General features: G+C 48.7%; 18 protein-coding genes. 12 read left to right on the plus strand and 6 right to left on the minus strand.

What is annotated here, in order from left to right; genetic code table 11:
• Positions 1–14: 14 nt before the first annotated feature.
• Both G9C99_RS05950 and G9C99_RS05955 read right to left on the minus strand, forming a co-directional pair.
• Entirely contained in the window at positions 15–245 is a 231-nt protein-coding gene (locus G9C99_RS05950) for a DUF2842 domain-containing protein (RefSeq protein ID WP_166416538.1), read from the minus strand.
• On the minus strand, positions 245–1,537 hold the full coding sequence (locus G9C99_RS05955; RefSeq protein WP_166416539.1) for an adenylosuccinate synthase: 1,293 nt from the start codon (positions 1,535–1,537) through the stop codon (positions 245–247). The genes G9C99_RS05950 and G9C99_RS05955 overlap by 1 nt, the downstream gene beginning before the upstream one ends.
• A 136-nt stretch (positions 1,538–1,673) precedes the next feature.
• On the opposite strand from G9C99_RS05955, the gene G9C99_RS05960 reads away from it, so the two are divergent.
• The 12 genes from G9C99_RS05960 (at position 1,674) to G9C99_RS06015 (ending at position 11,858) form a co-directional block, all read left to right on the plus strand.
• On the plus strand, positions 1,674–2,069 hold the full coding sequence (locus G9C99_RS05960; protein WP_166416540.1) for a DUF6524 family protein: 396 nt from the start codon (positions 1,674–1,676) through the stop codon (positions 2,067–2,069).
• 77 nt (positions 2,070–2,146) lie between these two features.
• Positions 2,147–2,512, plus strand: a complete 366-nt coding sequence (secG, locus tag G9C99_RS05965) for a preprotein translocase subunit SecG (RefSeq protein ID WP_166416541.1) — start codon at positions 2,147–2,149, stop codon at positions 2,510–2,512.
• 165 nt (positions 2,513–2,677) lie between these two features.
• Positions 2,678–4,321, plus strand: a complete 1,644-nt coding sequence (locus G9C99_RS05970) for a CTP synthase (RefSeq protein ID WP_166416542.1) — start codon at positions 2,678–2,680, stop codon at positions 4,319–4,321.
• A 73-nt stretch (positions 4,322–4,394) separates the two neighbouring features.
• On the plus strand, positions 4,395–5,348 hold the full coding sequence (locus G9C99_RS05975) for a DMT family transporter (protein WP_166416543.1): 954 nt from the start codon (positions 4,395–4,397) through the stop codon (positions 5,346–5,348).
• Between the two features lie 82 nt (positions 5,349–5,430).
• Positions 5,431–5,856, plus strand: coding sequence for a tellurite resistance TerB family protein (locus tag G9C99_RS05980; protein ID WP_166416544.1), 426 nt, complete (start codon positions 5,431–5,433; stop codon positions 5,854–5,856).
• Between the two features lie 42 nt (positions 5,857–5,898).
• Positions 5,899–6,336, plus strand: a complete 438-nt coding sequence (locus tag G9C99_RS05985) for a tellurite resistance TerB family protein (protein WP_166416545.1) — start codon at positions 5,899–5,901, stop codon at positions 6,334–6,336.
• A 197-nt stretch (positions 6,337–6,533) separates the two neighbouring features.
• A complete protein-coding gene (locus G9C99_RS05990) occupies positions 6,534–7,313 on the plus strand; it encodes an ABC transporter ATP-binding protein (RefSeq protein ID WP_166416546.1) in 780 nt (259 codons plus the stop codon).
• A 32-nt stretch (positions 7,314–7,345) separates the two neighbouring features.
• Positions 7,346–8,068 (plus strand): transporter substrate-binding domain-containing protein, encoded by a 723-nt coding sequence (locus tag G9C99_RS05995; RefSeq protein ID WP_166416547.1) that lies wholly within the window; start codon positions 7,346–7,348, stop codon positions 8,066–8,068.
• Between the two features lie 60 nt (positions 8,069–8,128).
• Positions 8,129–9,025, plus strand: coding sequence for an ABC transporter permease (locus tag G9C99_RS06000; RefSeq protein ID WP_166416548.1), 897 nt, complete (start codon positions 8,129–8,131; stop codon positions 9,023–9,025).
• Positions 9,022–9,861, plus strand: coding sequence for an ABC transporter permease (locus G9C99_RS06005; RefSeq protein ID WP_166416549.1), 840 nt, complete (start codon positions 9,022–9,024; stop codon positions 9,859–9,861). The genes G9C99_RS06000 and G9C99_RS06005 overlap by 4 nt, the downstream gene beginning before the upstream one ends.
• Positions 9,862–9,865: 4 nt before the next feature.
• A complete protein-coding gene (locus G9C99_RS06010; protein ID WP_166416550.1) occupies positions 9,866–10,558 on the plus strand; it encodes a type 1 glutamine amidotransferase in 693 nt (230 codons plus the stop codon).
• 112 nt (positions 10,559–10,670) lie between these two features.
• Entirely contained in the window at positions 10,671–11,858 is a 1,188-nt protein-coding gene (locus G9C99_RS06015) for a DegT/DnrJ/EryC1/StrS family aminotransferase (protein ID WP_166416551.1), read from the plus strand.
• Here the strand turns inward: G9C99_RS06015 and G9C99_RS06020 are convergent.
• The 4 genes from G9C99_RS06020 to phaC all read right to left on the minus strand — a co-directional run bounded on the left by G9C99_RS06020 (position 11,855) and on the right by phaC (position 15,897).
• Positions 11,855–12,820, minus strand: coding sequence for a LysR family transcriptional regulator (locus G9C99_RS06020; protein WP_166416552.1), 966 nt, complete (start codon positions 12,818–12,820; stop codon positions 11,855–11,857). The two genes, G9C99_RS06015 and G9C99_RS06020, sit on opposite strands and share 4 nt — an antisense overlap.
• A gap of 3 nt (positions 12,821–12,823) precedes the next feature.
• Positions 12,824–13,396: a polyhydroxyalkanoate synthesis repressor PhaR gene (phaR, locus tag G9C99_RS06025; protein ID WP_166416553.1), complete on the minus strand. Its 573-nt coding sequence runs from the start codon at positions 13,394–13,396 to the stop codon at positions 12,824–12,826.
• A 130-nt stretch (positions 13,397–13,526) separates the two neighbouring features.
• The gene (locus G9C99_RS06030; protein WP_166416554.1) at positions 13,527–13,967 is read right to left on the minus strand and encodes a phasin, PhaP; all 441 of its coding nucleotides are present in this window, start codon (positions 13,965–13,967) and stop codon (positions 13,527–13,529) included.
• A gap of 151 nt (positions 13,968–14,118) precedes the next feature.
• The gene (gene phaC / locus G9C99_RS06035; RefSeq protein WP_166416555.1) at positions 14,119–15,897 is read right to left on the minus strand and encodes a class I poly(R)-hydroxyalkanoic acid synthase; all 1,779 of its coding nucleotides are present in this window, start codon (positions 15,895–15,897) and stop codon (positions 14,119–14,121) included.
• Between the last annotated feature and the right edge of the window lie 99 nt (positions 15,898–15,996).

Below are 15,996 nucleotides of genomic sequence, written 5' to 3' on the forward strand. Positions count from 1 at the left end.
AGCCCTCCGTTTTTTTATGTGTTGTCATCCTTGGTGTTTGGATCGGCTTGGCCAATCCCCTTGAAAATCGATTTCAACGGAATGGCCCACAAAACCCCCAACCCAATATAAATTGCCAATTCCAGCAAAATATGAGGCCGCTCAAATAGGTTCACCACAGTAACCGCGGCTACAATATAAGCTGGTAATCCTAAGATCAGGATCACCAGAGACCACCGCCGACGTGCTTTGTAACTAAGAGCCATCAGTCAGCAAACGGGTCAGTCACGAGAATCGTGTCGTCCCGCTCTGGGCTGGTGGACAAAAGCGCGACCGGGCACTCGATCAGTTCTTCGACTCGGCGCACATATTTGATCGCATTTGCAGGCAAATCAGCCCAAGACCGCGCACCTTCGGTGCTTTCGCTCCAACCTGGCATTGTCTCGTAAATCGGTGTGCAACGCGCCTGTTGATCCGCAGCAGTTGGGAGATAATCCAGACGTTCTCCGTCTAGTTCGTAACCAACGCAAATCTTAAGCTCTTCGAAACCATCAAGAACATCGAGTTTGGTAAACGCGATGCCGCTCACGCCAGAAGTTGCGCAGGTTTGACGCACCAGAACGGCATCAAACCAACCGCAGCGACGCTGGCGTCCTGTAACGGTTCCAAACTCATGACCGCGTTCACCTAAACGCTGGCCGTCAGCATCAAACAATTCTGCTGGGAACGGTCCTTCGCCGACGCGTGTCGTGTAGGCTTTTACGATTCCAAGTACAAAATCAATTGCGCCCGGTCCCATACCTGTACCGGTTGCAGCCTGACCCGCGATCACGTTCGAGGACGTCACAAACGGATATGTGCCGAAATCAATATCCAAAAGCGCGCCTTGTGCACCTTCAAACAAGATACGTTTGCCGGATTTGCGTTTTTCAGCAAGGACCTTCCAGACAGGGGCGGCGTATTGCAGCAATGATGGTGCAATTTCTTCGAGTTGTGCGATCAATGCATCGCGATCCACCTCGGGCAAGCCCATGCCGCGTCTCAATGTATCGTGGTGCTGCAACAGTCGATCTACGCGGGCCACCAATGTATCGCGGTCTGCAAGGTCAGCAACGCGAATGGCACGTCGGCCTACTTTATCTTCGTACGCTGGGCCGATACCTCGACCAGTCGTGCCGATTTTCGCGACAGTGTTTTGGCCTTCGCGTGCACGATCCAATTCCCCGTGCACTGGCAAAATCAATGGCGTGTTTTCCGCAACCATCAAGTTTTCCGGCGTGATATCGACGCCTTGGCCCTGCAATTTTGCGATCTCTTCGCGCAGGTGCCATGGATCGAGGACTACTCCATTTCCGATCACGCTCAGCTTACCGCCGCGAACGATACCAGATGGCAATAGCGATAGCTTATATACCTTCCCGTCGATCACCAGGGTGTGGCCAGCGTTATGCCCCCCCTGAAACCGTGCGATTACATCAGCGCGTTCACTGAGCCAATCAACGATCTTGCCTTTTCCTTCGTCACCCCATTGGGCGCCGACTACGACGACATTAGCCATGCTTACTTCCCGGTCATGAATGAAACCCAGCCCCCTATAACGACAGTGTAGCGATCAGGAAACCGTAAATTCGACGCAGGGCTGGACAGCACCCTGCTTTCGGGGGCATTTATGGTTTAAATTGAAGGACAGAGTCATGGGGATTTTTCTGCGCTGGGTTTTTGCATTCATCTTGGTGACGGCGACTTTTAACCCAACAGAATGGAATTATGTGCGTTTAGTGCAGACATATGGCAGCGAACGTTTATCGATCGCTGTGTTGTCAGGACTGATTCTTATCATATGCTACATCATCTACATTCGGGCCACGCTGCGTTCGATTGGTGGTTTCGGCATGTTTCTGATTCTTGCTGTTTTATCTTCGCTCATCTGGGTTTTGGTCGATTTCGGGCTACTCACACTTGAGAGTCGGGAACTCAAGCTATGGATCGGCGTCTTTTCGATCTCTGTTGTTTTAGGAATTGGCCTAAGCTGGAGCCATGTCCGACGCATGTTATCGGGCCAAAGCGACGTCGATGACTTAAACGATTAATTTCTATTCAGGTTTGGGGTTGCGAGTTCTGACCTGAATGAATAGATAACCACATCCAACATCGCAGGGCCCGTTCTATGGAAAACGTCATATTTGTCGTCTATCTGATCCTCGCAGTTTGCCTCATTGGCGCTGTGCTTATGCAACGCTCAGAAGGCGGTGGTCTCGGGATGGGCAGTGGCGGCGGTGCCGGAGGCGGCGCAATGTCTAGCCGTTCAGCGGCAACTGCGCTCGGAAAACTCACTTGGCTTTTGGCCATTGGTTTCTTTGCTACGGCTATCGCTTTGACAGTAATTGCATCAAGCAACGCAGGCGGCGGTTCGGTTTTGGACAACGGCGAAGTTACTGTAGATGACAGTGTTCCTTCGCTTCCTAACGCCGAAGATTTGCTACCACCAAGCACCGGTGAAATTTCCTTGACGCCACCAAGCGACAGCGAATAACCGAAAATCTCAATACTTTGAGTGTGGGGCAACACTGCCCCGCAATATATTGCGGTGATCTTGCGTAACGGATGCGAATCCGTTATAGCTTAAATCCCGTGAGCTACGGTCTTTTGGCCGTTTTCTGATATAATGTAATCGACAATCACGGGGGATGCCGGCCCAATGGCAAGGTATGTTTTCATCACAGGTGGTGTAGTTAGTTCGCTTGGCAAAGGTCTTGCCTCAGCTGCATTGGGCGCTTTGTTACAGGCCCGCGGCTACACAGTTCGTCTCAGAAAACTTGATCCTTACCTGAATGTCGATCCTGGCACGATGTCGCCGTTTGAACATGGCGAAGTATTTGTGACCGACGACGGTGCTGAAACCGATCTAGATCTAGGTCACTATGAGCGGTTCACTGGTGTCTCGGCACGCAACACCGATTCCGTATCATCAGGCCGCATCTATTCCACCGTTTTAGAAAAAGAACGCCGTGGTGATTATTTAGGCAAAACCATTCAGGTCATTCCGCATGTTACCAACGAGATCAAAGATTTCTTAGCGACCGGTGACGACGAAGTCGATTTCATGCTGTGTGAAATTGGCGGAACAGTTGGTGACATTGAGGGCTTGCCATTCTTTGAGGCCATTCGCCAGTTCAGCCAAGACAAACCTCGTGGTCAGTGTATTTTCATGCACCTTACCTTGCTTCCGTATCTTGGGGCATCAGGTGAGCTAAAAACAAAACCAACGCAGCACTCTGTAAAAGAGCTTCGTTCAATTGGCATTGCGCCAGATGTTCTTGTTTGTCGTTCTGACAAAGAAATCCCGGCTAAGGAACGCGCAAAAATCGCACTGTTCTGTAACGTGCGCCAAGACGCAGTTATTGCGGCCCCTGATTTAAAATCAATCTACGAAGCCCCCCTCGCCTATCATCGTGAAGGTTTGGACAAGGCTGTATTGGACGCATTCCAAATCAACCATTCACCCAAACCCGTGTTGGATCGTTGGGAAGACGTCGCAGACCGCGTATTCAATCCAGAGGGCGAGGTGCGTGTTGGCATTATTGGCAAATATACCCAACTCGAAGATGCCTACAAATCCATCGTAGAGGCGCTGACCCACGGTGGAATGGCCAATCGCGCCAAGGTCAAAGTCGAATGGGTCGACGCCGAATTGTTCGACAACGAAGATGCAGAACCTTACCTCAAAGGCCTCCATGCTATCTTGGTTCCCGGTGGATTTGGTGAGCGCGGCACCGAAGGTAAAATCAAAGCAGCCCAATTCGCACGCGAAAACAAAATTCCTTATCTTGGGATTTGCCTCGGCATGCAGATGGCTGTTATCGAAGCGGCCCGTAACGTTGCCAACCTCTCGGACGCAGGTTCTGAGGAATTTGACCATGAGGCTGGTGAAAAGCGCTTCACCCCAGTTGTTTATCACCTCAAAGAATGGGTGCAGGGCAACCACAAGGTCGAACGCAAAGTGGAAGACAACAAAGGCGGCACAATGCGCCTAGGGGCATACACCGCGAAACTGGCGGCAGACTCCAAAGTGGCGGGAATTTATGGCTCCACCACCATCGAAGAACGCCACCGCCACCGTTATGAAGTCGATGTACGCTACCGAGATCAGCTTGAGAACTGTGGCCTGACTTTTTCAGGGATGTCCCCTGATGGAAGCCTGCCAGAAATCGTCGAATGGAAAGATCATCCTTGGTTTATCGGGGTACAATTCCACCCCGAACTAAAATCAAAACCTTTTGATCCACATCCCCTATTTGCTGATTTTGTACGCGCTGCGATTGAAACTTCTCGGCTTGTTTAACTGATACAAACGCGACCCACACAGGGTCGCGTTTAAGCCAGATTTATAACGTTTTCAGATCCAACGTTATAAAATGGAAAACACGCAATCGTCAGCTTATACACCACCAAACGAAGCGCAAGACATTCGATTTGCCTTGGCAATGGTTCTGGTTGCGTCGGTGGCTTTTGGATCTGTACCTTTTTTTGCCCGCTCCCTGACCGAAGCCGGCATGGCCCCACCAGCGGTGGCTTTTTTCAGGTATTTGCTCTCCCCCTTATTATTTTTTGCTTGGATTTTCCCCAAAGGGGCTGATCCAAAAGTTTTATTGTGGGGGCTGATCTCAGGCTTCATTCTGGGTTTGGGCTGGACCGGGTATGTTCTTGCTCTTGAGCTCATGCCTGTTTCGACAGCAGGCATTCTGTACATGACCTACCCAATCTTCACTCTGATCCTGTCTTGGGTTCTATTTAAAGATAAACCAACGCAACGTGCGACCTTTGCATCGGTTCTCATATTAATTGCTGCCATCATTGGGACCTACACGCCGGACGGGGCAGCCCACATCCCCGGCAAAGCAATTTTCTATGCCATGATCGCACCTATTGGTTTTGGCCTCGCAATAAACATTTTGACCAACAAGCTGGTTAATTTGCCCAAACTTTCCCGCATGACAATCGTTCCATTAGGTGCATCCATAGCGTTGCTACCATTGATGTTCACCTATCCGATTGAGGCTGTACTACCATCAGAGCCACGACTTTGGGCCCTTTTGCTTGGGATTGGCATTTGCACGGCATTACTCCCACAACTTTTATATGTCGCTTATGCCCCTCGCTTAGGCGCGGCAAACACTGCGATTGCGGGCAGCGTTGAGCTTCCTACAATGTTTGTCATTGGGTGGATCGCATTCGGGGAAGAAATCACCATTTATCACTGGACAGCCGGCATAGTAATACTTCTGGCACTGTCGTTGACGTCAGCCCGTCGCGTACGAAACGTAAACACAAGCATTGCAACCTTGCGTCGGTCAAAGAAGCCGCGCTAAGGCCTCGTTATCATAAGATTACCTTTGGTCAGAATACGAGTTCAGACTTGAGTTTTTTACGTCCCGCCCCCATTGTAATCGGATGTTTGAACGAATTTTTTCTGCAATTGGCTCTAAAGCCAACACACAACTCTGCGCCGACGACTCTTGTCTGGCATTGGGTGGTCTTTTGGTACGCATCGCGAAATCAGATCAGCATTATGCCTTCGAGGAAATCGGGCAAATCGACGGAATTTTAGCAGAGCGCTACCAATTGAACGCTGTTCAGGCCGCAAAGATGCGCGCTGAATGCGAACAGTTCGAAGCACAAGCCCCTACATCTGACGATTTCGCCTTAGCATTAAAAGACAGCGTCGCCTACAGTGAGCGTTCCGCCATTGTTGAGGCCCTATGGAAAGTTGTTATGGCAGATGGTGTAGAACAAACAGAAGAGCATTCTTTGTTTGTGAAAACCGCAAATATTTTGGGCGTCGATCCAACTGACCTTATTCGATCAAAAACTGACTAAGACCTCATTGGCACCAACTTACAGCCGGTATATATAGCAAATATGTTTGCACAATTCCTGAATCGCCTCATATCTCCAAATCCTCAGCGTTTGGATGCCCCCGACGTTCAACTGGCGTTGGCATCTATACTGGTCAGACTCGCGAGAGCCGACGGGGAATACGAACAATGTGAAATCGATCGTATTGATCGTATTTTGCGGGTTAGGTTCGAACTTTCTCCTTTTGAGGCGTCTGAATTGCGGACACAAGCCGAAACCGTCGAGGCCAACGCCCCAGATACTGTGCGCTTCACCCGTGCAATCAAGGACGCTGTATCCCTTGAAGATCGAATAGCTATCATCAAAGCCATGTGGGAAGTTGTTCTTGCAGATGGTAACCGAGACGAAGAAGAAGATGCGCAAATGCGGTTGATGTCAAATTTGCTAGGCATAAACGACAGAGACAGCGCCCTAGCAAGACAGCAGGTCGAGACAAAATAATCGGCCCATCACAACACAATCAATGCGTGTCAAAGGAGTTATCTCTCGTGTCAGGTGGAGACCTCATCGTTCAAATTGACCAAATCACCTTCCAAATTGAGAAGTTCAACCAACATCAACAAACGGTTTGGCGTTGCATTTGATCGCAATATCCTAATTACTAGCCACCAACCAAAAAACAGAGATAGCTACACCGCGTGACTGAAAATAACACACCCGTAATAGAAATACGAAACCTGCACAAAGCATATGGCGAGCTTGAAGTCCTTAAAGGCGTCGATATATCCGCCAACAAAGGGGATGTGGTTTCTCTAATCGGATCATCCGGCTCCGGTAAGTCTACCCTCTTGCGCTGCTGCAATTTGCTTGAAGACAGCCAACAGGGCGAAATCTTATTTGAGGGTGATCCTGTGTTGTGGCGCGGCACTGGCCATGATCGTCATCCGGCGGATAAAGTCCAAATTCGTAAAATGCGCACGAACCTTTCGATGGTGTTTCAACAATTCAATCTTTGGGCGCATATGACCATCCTCCAAAACGTGATGGAAGCGCCAGTGACCGTGCTAGGCCGTGACAAAGATGAAGCAGAAGCATCAGCCCGGAAATATCTCGAAAAAGTTGGCATTGGCGACAAATGTGACGTTTATCCAGCCCAACTATCTGGTGGCCAACAACAACGCGCGGCCATCGCACGCGGATTGTGCATGGAACCAAAGGCCCTGCTTTTTGATGAACCGACCTCAGCGCTTGACCCCGAATTGGAGCAAGAAGTCGTGCGCGTAATCAAAGCCCTGGCTGAAGAAGGCCGTACAATGATAATCGTGACCCATGATATGCGTATGGCGCGCGATGTTTCTGATCATGTCGTGTTCTTACATCAAGGCTTGATCGAAGAAGAAGGCGCGCCAGACGTGCTGTTCAAGAACCCACAAACCGAACGCCTGCAACAGTTCCTGAGCGCGACTGTTACAGCTTAATAATGAAGCGCCACATACTGGGAGAGAGTATAATGAAAAAACTAATCTTGAGCACTGCTGTGCTCGCTTTAACTGCAGGCTTTGCCGCCGCTGATGTTGTTCGTTTGGGCACAGAGGGTGCGTACCCTCCCTACAACTTCATCGATGATAATGGCGAAATTGCAGGCTTCGAACGCGAAGTTGGTGATGCTGTATGTGCAATTGCTGAGCTTGAATGCGAATGGGTCACCAACGAATGGGATTCCATTATTCCGAACCTCGTGTCCGGCAACTACGACGCTATTATCGCAGGCATGTCCATCACGGATGAGCGCGATGAAGTTATTGACTTTACACAAAACTACTTCCCACCAGCAGCCTCGGCTTATGTAGCTGCGTCAGCTGATGTTGACCTTATGGGTGGCGTTGTTGCAGCACAATCAGCAACTATTCAGGCTGGTTACGTTGCTGAATCTGGTGCAGTTCTCGTTGAATTTGCGACACCGGACGAAACTGTAGCTGCTGTACGTAATGGCGAAGCAGACGCTGTTTTCGCTGACAAAGATTTCCTCATTCCAATCGCTGCGGAATCTAATGGCGAACTGATGATCGTTGGCGAAGATGTTGGCCTTGGTGGCGGTATTGGCTTTGGTGTACGTGAATCTGACAACGAACTGCGCGATCAATTAACTGCAGCGATTCAAGTGATGAAAGACGACGGATCTTTGAACGTCTTGATCATCAAATACTTTGGTGAAGACGCCCTTACGTTCTAATCCGATACTTAATCAAACGAGGCGCATATTCTGCGCCTCGTTTTTGCATACGGACTTTTGATGTTTTCCTTCTGCACAGACCCAGACCAGCTTGCAGGTTTACAATGGCTTAGTTGCTACCTCACTACGGGCAAGCACATGGCATTTTACACCTCCTTCGGTACGATCATGCTTTTGCTGATCATAACCGCGCCTGTGGCACTCATGTTTGGATTTGGTGGCGCCATGGCTGCGCGATCCCCTATCGCCCCAATTCGTTGGTTTGGCAAAGCCTACACCGCAATCGTTCGTGGCGTACCAGATATTGCCTTTTTCCTATTCTTTGTGATCGCATTGGATCAGGCATTTGAATGGCTCCGCCATCAAGTTAAGTGCCCTGATTGGGCCGAACCAATCCGCCAAGGAAGCGATTTTGTTGTTTGTAGCGCGGCCAAACTCCCCCTGTCATCCTCGCCGCAATGGGTACACGAGGTCTACGGGTTTTCACTGGCCATCCTGACCTTTTCAATCGTTTTTGGTGCGTTTGCAGCGAATGTTTTGTTTGGCGCAATGCGCGCAGTTCCGTTTCCTCAAATTGAAACAGCCCAGGCTTATGGAATGACCACACGCCAGACATTTTGGCGCATTTTGGTTCCACAAATGTGGGTTTACGCTTTGCCTGGTCTTAGCAATCTGTGGATGATCCTCATCAAAGCAACGCCACTGTTGTTCCTTTTGGGCGTCGAAGACATCGTATATTGGGCACGAGAGCTGGGTGGTTCTAAAACATCTGCATTTACCTATCCCCATCCTGACTGGCGTTTGTACTATTTCTTGGGCCTGCTCGTTTTCTACTTAGGTCTCACCAAAGTATCCGAGATTGCTTTCGATAGGATTATGAAGCGACTAACCCTTGGGCAAGCCACAACAGGCGGTGAATCTCAGCGCAAAACACCCCGTGGAAAGGCCACAGCATGAGTTGTCTTGAAACGATACAAGCCTACGCCTTTCGTTCTTTGGGATACGGCGAACGCTTACTGCCCCGGTCTGATTTCACCCTGTGTGAACAGTTTACCTTGATCGGGTCAGGCATGATCTGGAATGTATATTTCGGTTTTTTTGCACTCATTTTTGGATTTTGTTTGGCTACAGCCGTTGCTCTGGCCAAGAACAGCAGCAATAAAGTCCTCCGTAAACCTGCCGAGTGGTTTATCTTTGTACTTAGGGGATCGCCCCTGTTTATTCAGTTTTTCTTGGCTTACGAAACCTTTGTCCTTCTGCCAAAACTGACCGGTGATCTTAATCTCGGATTTGTTGAGCTCACAGTCGAAACCCGCTGGCTGACCAAAGCTTGGCTTGGCGCGTTGATCGTTCTACTCCTCAATACCGCAGCCTATTCCGGTGAGATCTTCTATGGGGCACTGAAATCAATTCCCAAAGGCGATGTCGAAGCCGCTGACGCCTATGGCATCACAGGATGGAAACGATTTCGTCGGATTATCTGGCCAACCATGCTGCGCCTTGCATGGCCCGCCTATACCAACGAAGCTATCTTTTTGTTTCATGCAACAACGCTCGTGTTCTTTTCTGGGTTCCCCGCATGGCGCCAGCAAGGGGATGCGTTGTACTACGCCAATTACTTTGCCGATAAGACATTCAACCCGTTTGTGCCCTATCCGATTTTGGCAGGATATTTCATAATCCTGACTTTGATTGTGACTGGGATTTATGGATTAATTAACACTCGATTAAATCGTCACTTGCCGCGCGAAAAACGGAAAAAGATTCGCATTCGCCCCCAGATCATTCGGTGATATTATGAAACTCGGAATTCTTCAGTGTGGTCATGTTTCACAAGACACCGCAGAAAAACACGGCACTTTACCTCAGCTGTTTGAAACGATGCTAGCCGGCCATGATTTCACATTCCAATCTTGGGATGTGGAAAATATGGAATTCCCCACCTCAGTCAGCGATGCTGATGGCTGGCTGCTTACCGGGTCAAAGCATGGCGCATACGAAGATCATCCCTTCATTGCACCCCTTTGTGAGTTCATTCGCCAGTCGTATGATGCAAGAATACCGCTCGTCGGCATATGTTTCGGACACCAAATTATTGCACGTGCTATGGGCGGAACAGTTGAAAAATTCGATAAGGGCTGGGGGCTTGGTCCGCAGACTTATGACTACAATGGTCATGGCAAAGTAACCTTAAATGCTTGGCATCAAGATCAAGTCACCAAAGCCCCTTCCTCAGCAACGCCAATATTAAGTAGCGATTTTTGCGAAAATGCAGCGCTTCTTTATGATCAGAACCGTGCACTTACGATCCAGCCTCACCCTGAATTTGGCCCTGAGGTTATCGGGGATTTTGTTGCTGCGCGTCGTGGAACGGCTGACTATTGTGATGATGCGATGCAACGTGCCCTAGATCTCGCGCACGTTCCTTTATCCAATGCGTATTTGGCCACGGAAATTGCGACGTTTTTAAAATCAGCTCGGACCACCTGATTGTAGTAAATCGGCGGCTATCTGCACGGGTGTTTTTGTTCGTTTAAATTTTTCTTTCATTTTTTTCGAAATCTAGTTACTGATTTTCAAAACTTAGTGATGGAAAATTCAAATGACCCACGCGCCAAACCTTTACGCAGCTGAGCCAATCCCTGAATCCGCCCGCGCTGAAATTGATCGCCTTCTCACGACTGGTGATTTATTCCGCTATACAGCACCGGAAGACGCACCAGTTGCATTGCTAGAAAAGGAATTCGCAGCGTTTATGGGAACAAAATTTGCACTTGCTGTTTCTTCTTGTTCAGCCGCTTTGTTTCTTGCGCTTAAGTCTTTGAACCTGCCACGCAACGCAAAAGTATTGATCCCAGCGTTTACATTCGCAGCGGTGCCCTCTGCAGTTGTCCACGCTGACTGCGTCCCGGTATTGGTTGAGGTTGGCGAAAATTACCGCATAGATATCACCGATTTTGAAAATAAGCTTACGTCCGATATCAGCGCTGTATTGATCAGTCACATGCGTGGGCATACGTCTGACATGGATGCCATTATCGCGCTGTGTCGGGACCGGAACATACCAGTTGTTGAGGATGCTGCGCATTCACTAGGAACCCTGTGGCATGATCAAAAAATCGGAACCTTGGGCAAAGTTGGATGTTTTTCGTTTCAATCATACAAAATGATCAACGCAGGCGAAGGCGGCATACTGGTGACCGACGATGCAGATTTGGTCGCCCAAGCCGTAATCATGTCCGGAGCTTATGAACACAATTGGAAAAAGCACCCGGTTTTGCACGAGGCATTTGGAAAATGGCAAAATAAGCTACCACTCTATAACCTAAGAATGCAGAACCTCTCTGCTGCAGTGATCCGCCCTCAGATACCCGAAGTTGCGCGCCGTGTTTCAGATGGGCGTGCAAACCATGACTGGGTCGCAGGTGAATTAAACAGCTCACCATTTCTCCATGTTCCTGCCGCCCTCGCCCCAGAAACCCGTGCGCCAGATTCAATTCAGTTTAATCTGAACGATTTTTCAGAAACCGAAACGATGGCCTTTGTCGCAGAAACCCAAAATAGAGGGGTTTCAGTCCAAGTCTTTGGAACAACCAAAAACAATGCACGCGCGTTTTGGAATTGGGAGTTTATTGGCCCACAGCCAGATCTACCGCAAACGAGGGCGATGCTCATGAACGCTTGCGACGTGCGGCTTCCTCCACGACTTCAGCATGATGATTTACGCTACATTGCTACAGCAATAAAAGACGCGGCCCAAGCCGTCAAAGGTACCGCACAAGCGGCCTAATTCAGAACTTTTAAGCTTTGTTCAAGCCAGGGCATCCGCGACACAGCGGGTGTCACAATAAGATCTGAGACCAAGCCTCTTAGGCGCTCCGCAACCTCTTGTGGCATGTCAGCAAGCACATCTCGACGCGCGGTAACTGAGATTGTGCGCGACATCGGTTCAAACGGCAGCGGGATGAGTTCAGCCTGCGACATAAATCGTTCTGCACGCAAAAAGCCCAGCGGCGTTAGTATCGTCCAGCCAGCCCCTTTGGCGACCATAGACATAATAGCGTGATAACTATCCAGTTCAAACCGATGCGCGAGTTTTAGATTTTGCCGCGCGAGATGCGCCCGGATCATGCGACCCATAACATGGCGTTCGGTATATTGTATCAAAGGCAACTCACTGAGTTGGTCCAACACATTAGGCCCCGTGATCGCCCCTTTAGGCACTGCCGCAACAAAGGGTTCCTCAAGCACTGGATGGACTTCCATCCAGTCTGCTGTTGCCCCTAAATCAGCGGCAACCACCACATCCAAGGCCCGCGTGTCTAATAGATCAAACAGTCGATGGCTCGCCCCTGTTTCGAGTAAAAATTGACACCCCTTAAGATCCTCTGCCATATCGGCCAAAAGTTTTGGGGTTACATCTGCATCGAAATCTTCGATCATCCCTAATCGAAACCGCGTCAATTGGGCCAAATCACCTGTCGCAAGTTCAACCCGCGCCTGTTCCGCTTCGTTTAAGATACGTTGAGCTCGCTTGCGAAACATACCGCCCGCAGGTGTCAGGGTCACAGGACGCGCATTACGATTTAAAAGCGTTGCCCCAAGTGATGTTTCTAAGTTGGTCAATTGTTGGCTAACGGATGAATTACTGGCCCCCAATCGGCGAGCCGCCCCAGAGATGGATCCTTCTTCGGCTGTTGCAACAAAGACTTCAATTCCCCAAAGGGTGATCCGCCCAGGGCTTTCGACCATCGTTTACTTGCCGATTTTGGACAGCTGAGCTTGCAATGCTTCCAGCTGTTTTTTGATATCGCTTAGATCATCGGTTGCTTCTGGTTTAGATTCCTCAGCAGCCGTTTTCTGCGCCGGAGGCGTCTGAGCTGCATTTGCAGCCCAACCGCTACTCATAGCCTGTAAAAAAGCCTCCTGTTGAGCCTTCATCGCATCAAATCCGGGCATGCTGGACAGAGGGTTTATTGTGCCCAGATTTTCCATCATCTGAGTTTGACCTTCACGTAGCATCTCAAAAGATTGCGCCAGAAAGTCAGGAACAACGCTTTGAGCATGATTGGTATAACTGCGCACCAAATCGGTCAAAACCGAAATAGGTAAAACGTTTTCACCACGGCTTTCGTGTTCAGCAATAATCTGAAGCATATATTGACGTGTTAGATCATCGCCAGATTTCAAATCAATAATCTGAACTTCGCGCCCATCGCGGATAAAGCCTGCAATATCATCAAGCGTCACGTAATCGCTGGTTTCTGTATTATACAGACGCCGACTGGCATAGCGCTTTATCAGTAGTGGTTTATCAGTATCCGCCAAGAAAGCCTCCCCTTCTGCAGTGCAGAGATGATCAGGCAACCATGCCGCAATTGCAAGAAAAGAAAAAGGCAGGCCATAATGGCCTACCTTTAAAATATCTCGTCTGGGAGGACAAAAGAGATATTATAACTTATTTTGCAGCTGCTTTAGCCGCTTTAGAAACTTCTGATGTTGCTTTTTTAACAGCAGCAGATGCTTCTTCGCCTGCTTCTTTGCCAGCAGACATCAGCAATTCAACTGTATCCATCTGAACTTTTTTCGCGATTTCTGCGAATGCAGCCATGTTTTCGGCAGCAACTTCTGCAGAAGCTGAGGCAAAATCAGTTACAGCTTTGGAAACTTCTGCTGGCTCTTGCTGAACTTTGGAAGCATCACCAAGTTTAGTGATGGTTTCTTTTGTCCATTTTGCTGAGATCTCAGCAGATTTTTCAGCTGCATTCAAAGCAACTTGAGACATCTTTTCGCCAAGTGCTGCTTGAGATTTGAAAGCATCTTGCATTGCAGCTGTATCAACTGGGAATGCTTTCATCATGTCTTGCATCATTTTTGTCAGGTCTTGTGGGTTCGTCATTGGAAGTCTCCTTAAAGGCGGGCTTAAAGGGAGGAAGCTACCCGCTGAATTCTGCGTCTGAGAAATATATAAATGCTGCAGTGCGGCAAATCAAGTATTTTCGCTGCAGCGCAGCATTAAATTTTATAAGGCATAATCAAAGCGCTACAAGTCAAAGAACATAAGTACCAGGTGCAGCACACAGTTCAGGGTGGTTTTCACCACCCGTTTTGCGTGATTCTACTTGCTTCCCCGACCGCTTGGATAGCCAAGATTCCCATTCCCCCCACCAAGAGCCATTGTGGAAAGATGCCCCTGACTTCCATTCATCCGCATCTTTGACGGACGCCTCGTTTAGGAAATGGCCATATTTCTTTTTAGACGGCGGATTCACGATGCCAGCGATATGACCGCTCTCGCTGAGAATAAACTTTTTTGACTTGCTCCCGAATTGAGCAAAGCCAGAAAAACATGATTTCCACGCCGCGATGTGATCCGTTTCACACGCGATCGAACACACGGGGATTTTCACATCAGACAAACGCATCGTTTCACCGAAAACCTCAAATCCCTCGTTGGCCAGCGCATTGCCCTGACACAAACCACGCAGGTATTCGCGGGCCATACGCCCCGGTAGGTTTGTGCTATCTCCATTCCAAAATAATAGATCAAACGCTGGTGGCGCTTCGCCCATCATGTAAGAACGAATAGCTGGCCCATAAACCAAATCATTGGACCGCAAGTAAGAAAACGTGCGGGACATAAAGTAGGATTTTAGCAATCCATCCCTTTCGATCTGCGCTTCGATCCCATCTACAAAATCATTTTCCAAAAAGACACCAAATTCACCTTGGTCAGAAAAATCAGTCATCGTTGTAAAAAATGTTGCAGATTTCACGGATTTATCACCGCGCTTAGCCAGTAATCCCAATACGACTGAAAGAGTCGTACCGGCAATACAGTATCCAACAGCATTCACCTGTGGTTCATTCGTGATTGCTTTAACTGTATCAATCGCCGTTAAATATCCTTCTTCGATATAGTTATCCATTCCGACATCGGCATAACTTTCATCCGGGTTGACCCAGCTCACGACAAACAACGTGTAGCCCTGATCAACGATCCAACGAATGAGCGAATTCTGAGGTTTCAAATCTAGGACGTAGTATTTGTTTATCCACGGTGGAAACAAAATAAGCGGCGTTTTGTGCACGGTTTCGGTGGTTGGTTTGAACTGAATCAATTCAAACATTCGATTACGAAACACCACTGAGCCTTCGCAAGTGGCTATATTTTTCCCAACCTCAAAAGCATCTTGATCAGCCAATGACACAAGTAAGTCCCCGTCACCGTTTTCCAGATCACGTACAAGGTTTTGCAACCCATCAATCAAGGATTGGCCCTGAGTTTCGACCGCTTTCTCCAGCGCGTCAGGATTGGTCCCCAGAAAGTTAGTAGGTGACAGAAGATCAACAATCTGTTTGGCAAAAAACTCAAGCCTCTGCCTGTCTTTCCCTTCGATTGAACCTAGACCCGCAACAGTGTCTTGTACGGCTTCGGCGTTGATCTGATATTGTTGCTTAACAAAATTAAAATAAGGGTTGGTCTCCCAAAGCGGATTTGAAAACCGCTTATCAGTGGGACTAGAATCCGCAGGAACGGCGTAACCACCCTGCTGCATCGCCTCTTGAGCATCAGCAAAATGCTGGACCGACTTCGTCCAATATTTAAGTTGATTTTCAAAGATACGGGTTGGATTTTCCATCAATTCCGCCAAATATGCGGATGTTGTTTTTGAAATCAGATCTTGCCCCGGCCCTTCTAAAGCTGGGTTCACAGGCGGCTTTTTCGCAACCGCAGACATAATACGCTGCGATAGCTCTTCAACTTTTGCAAGGTTTTCAGCGAGATCCGGCAATTCTTGAACTGCATCATGATGATCGGTTGTCATATTAATAATTCCATCCTAATGTTCGCTGCAAGTGCAGCATAGCTGCTTCCATGCAGAGGTCAAAGCGACCTTTTGTTGCGCTTATGCGAATTGAGAGGA

This window comes from Cochlodiniinecator piscidefendens (assembly GCF_011326755.1).
Classification (GTDB): Bacteria; Pseudomonadota; Alphaproteobacteria; order Rhodobacterales; family Rhodobacteraceae; genus Cochlodiniinecator; species Cochlodiniinecator piscidefendens.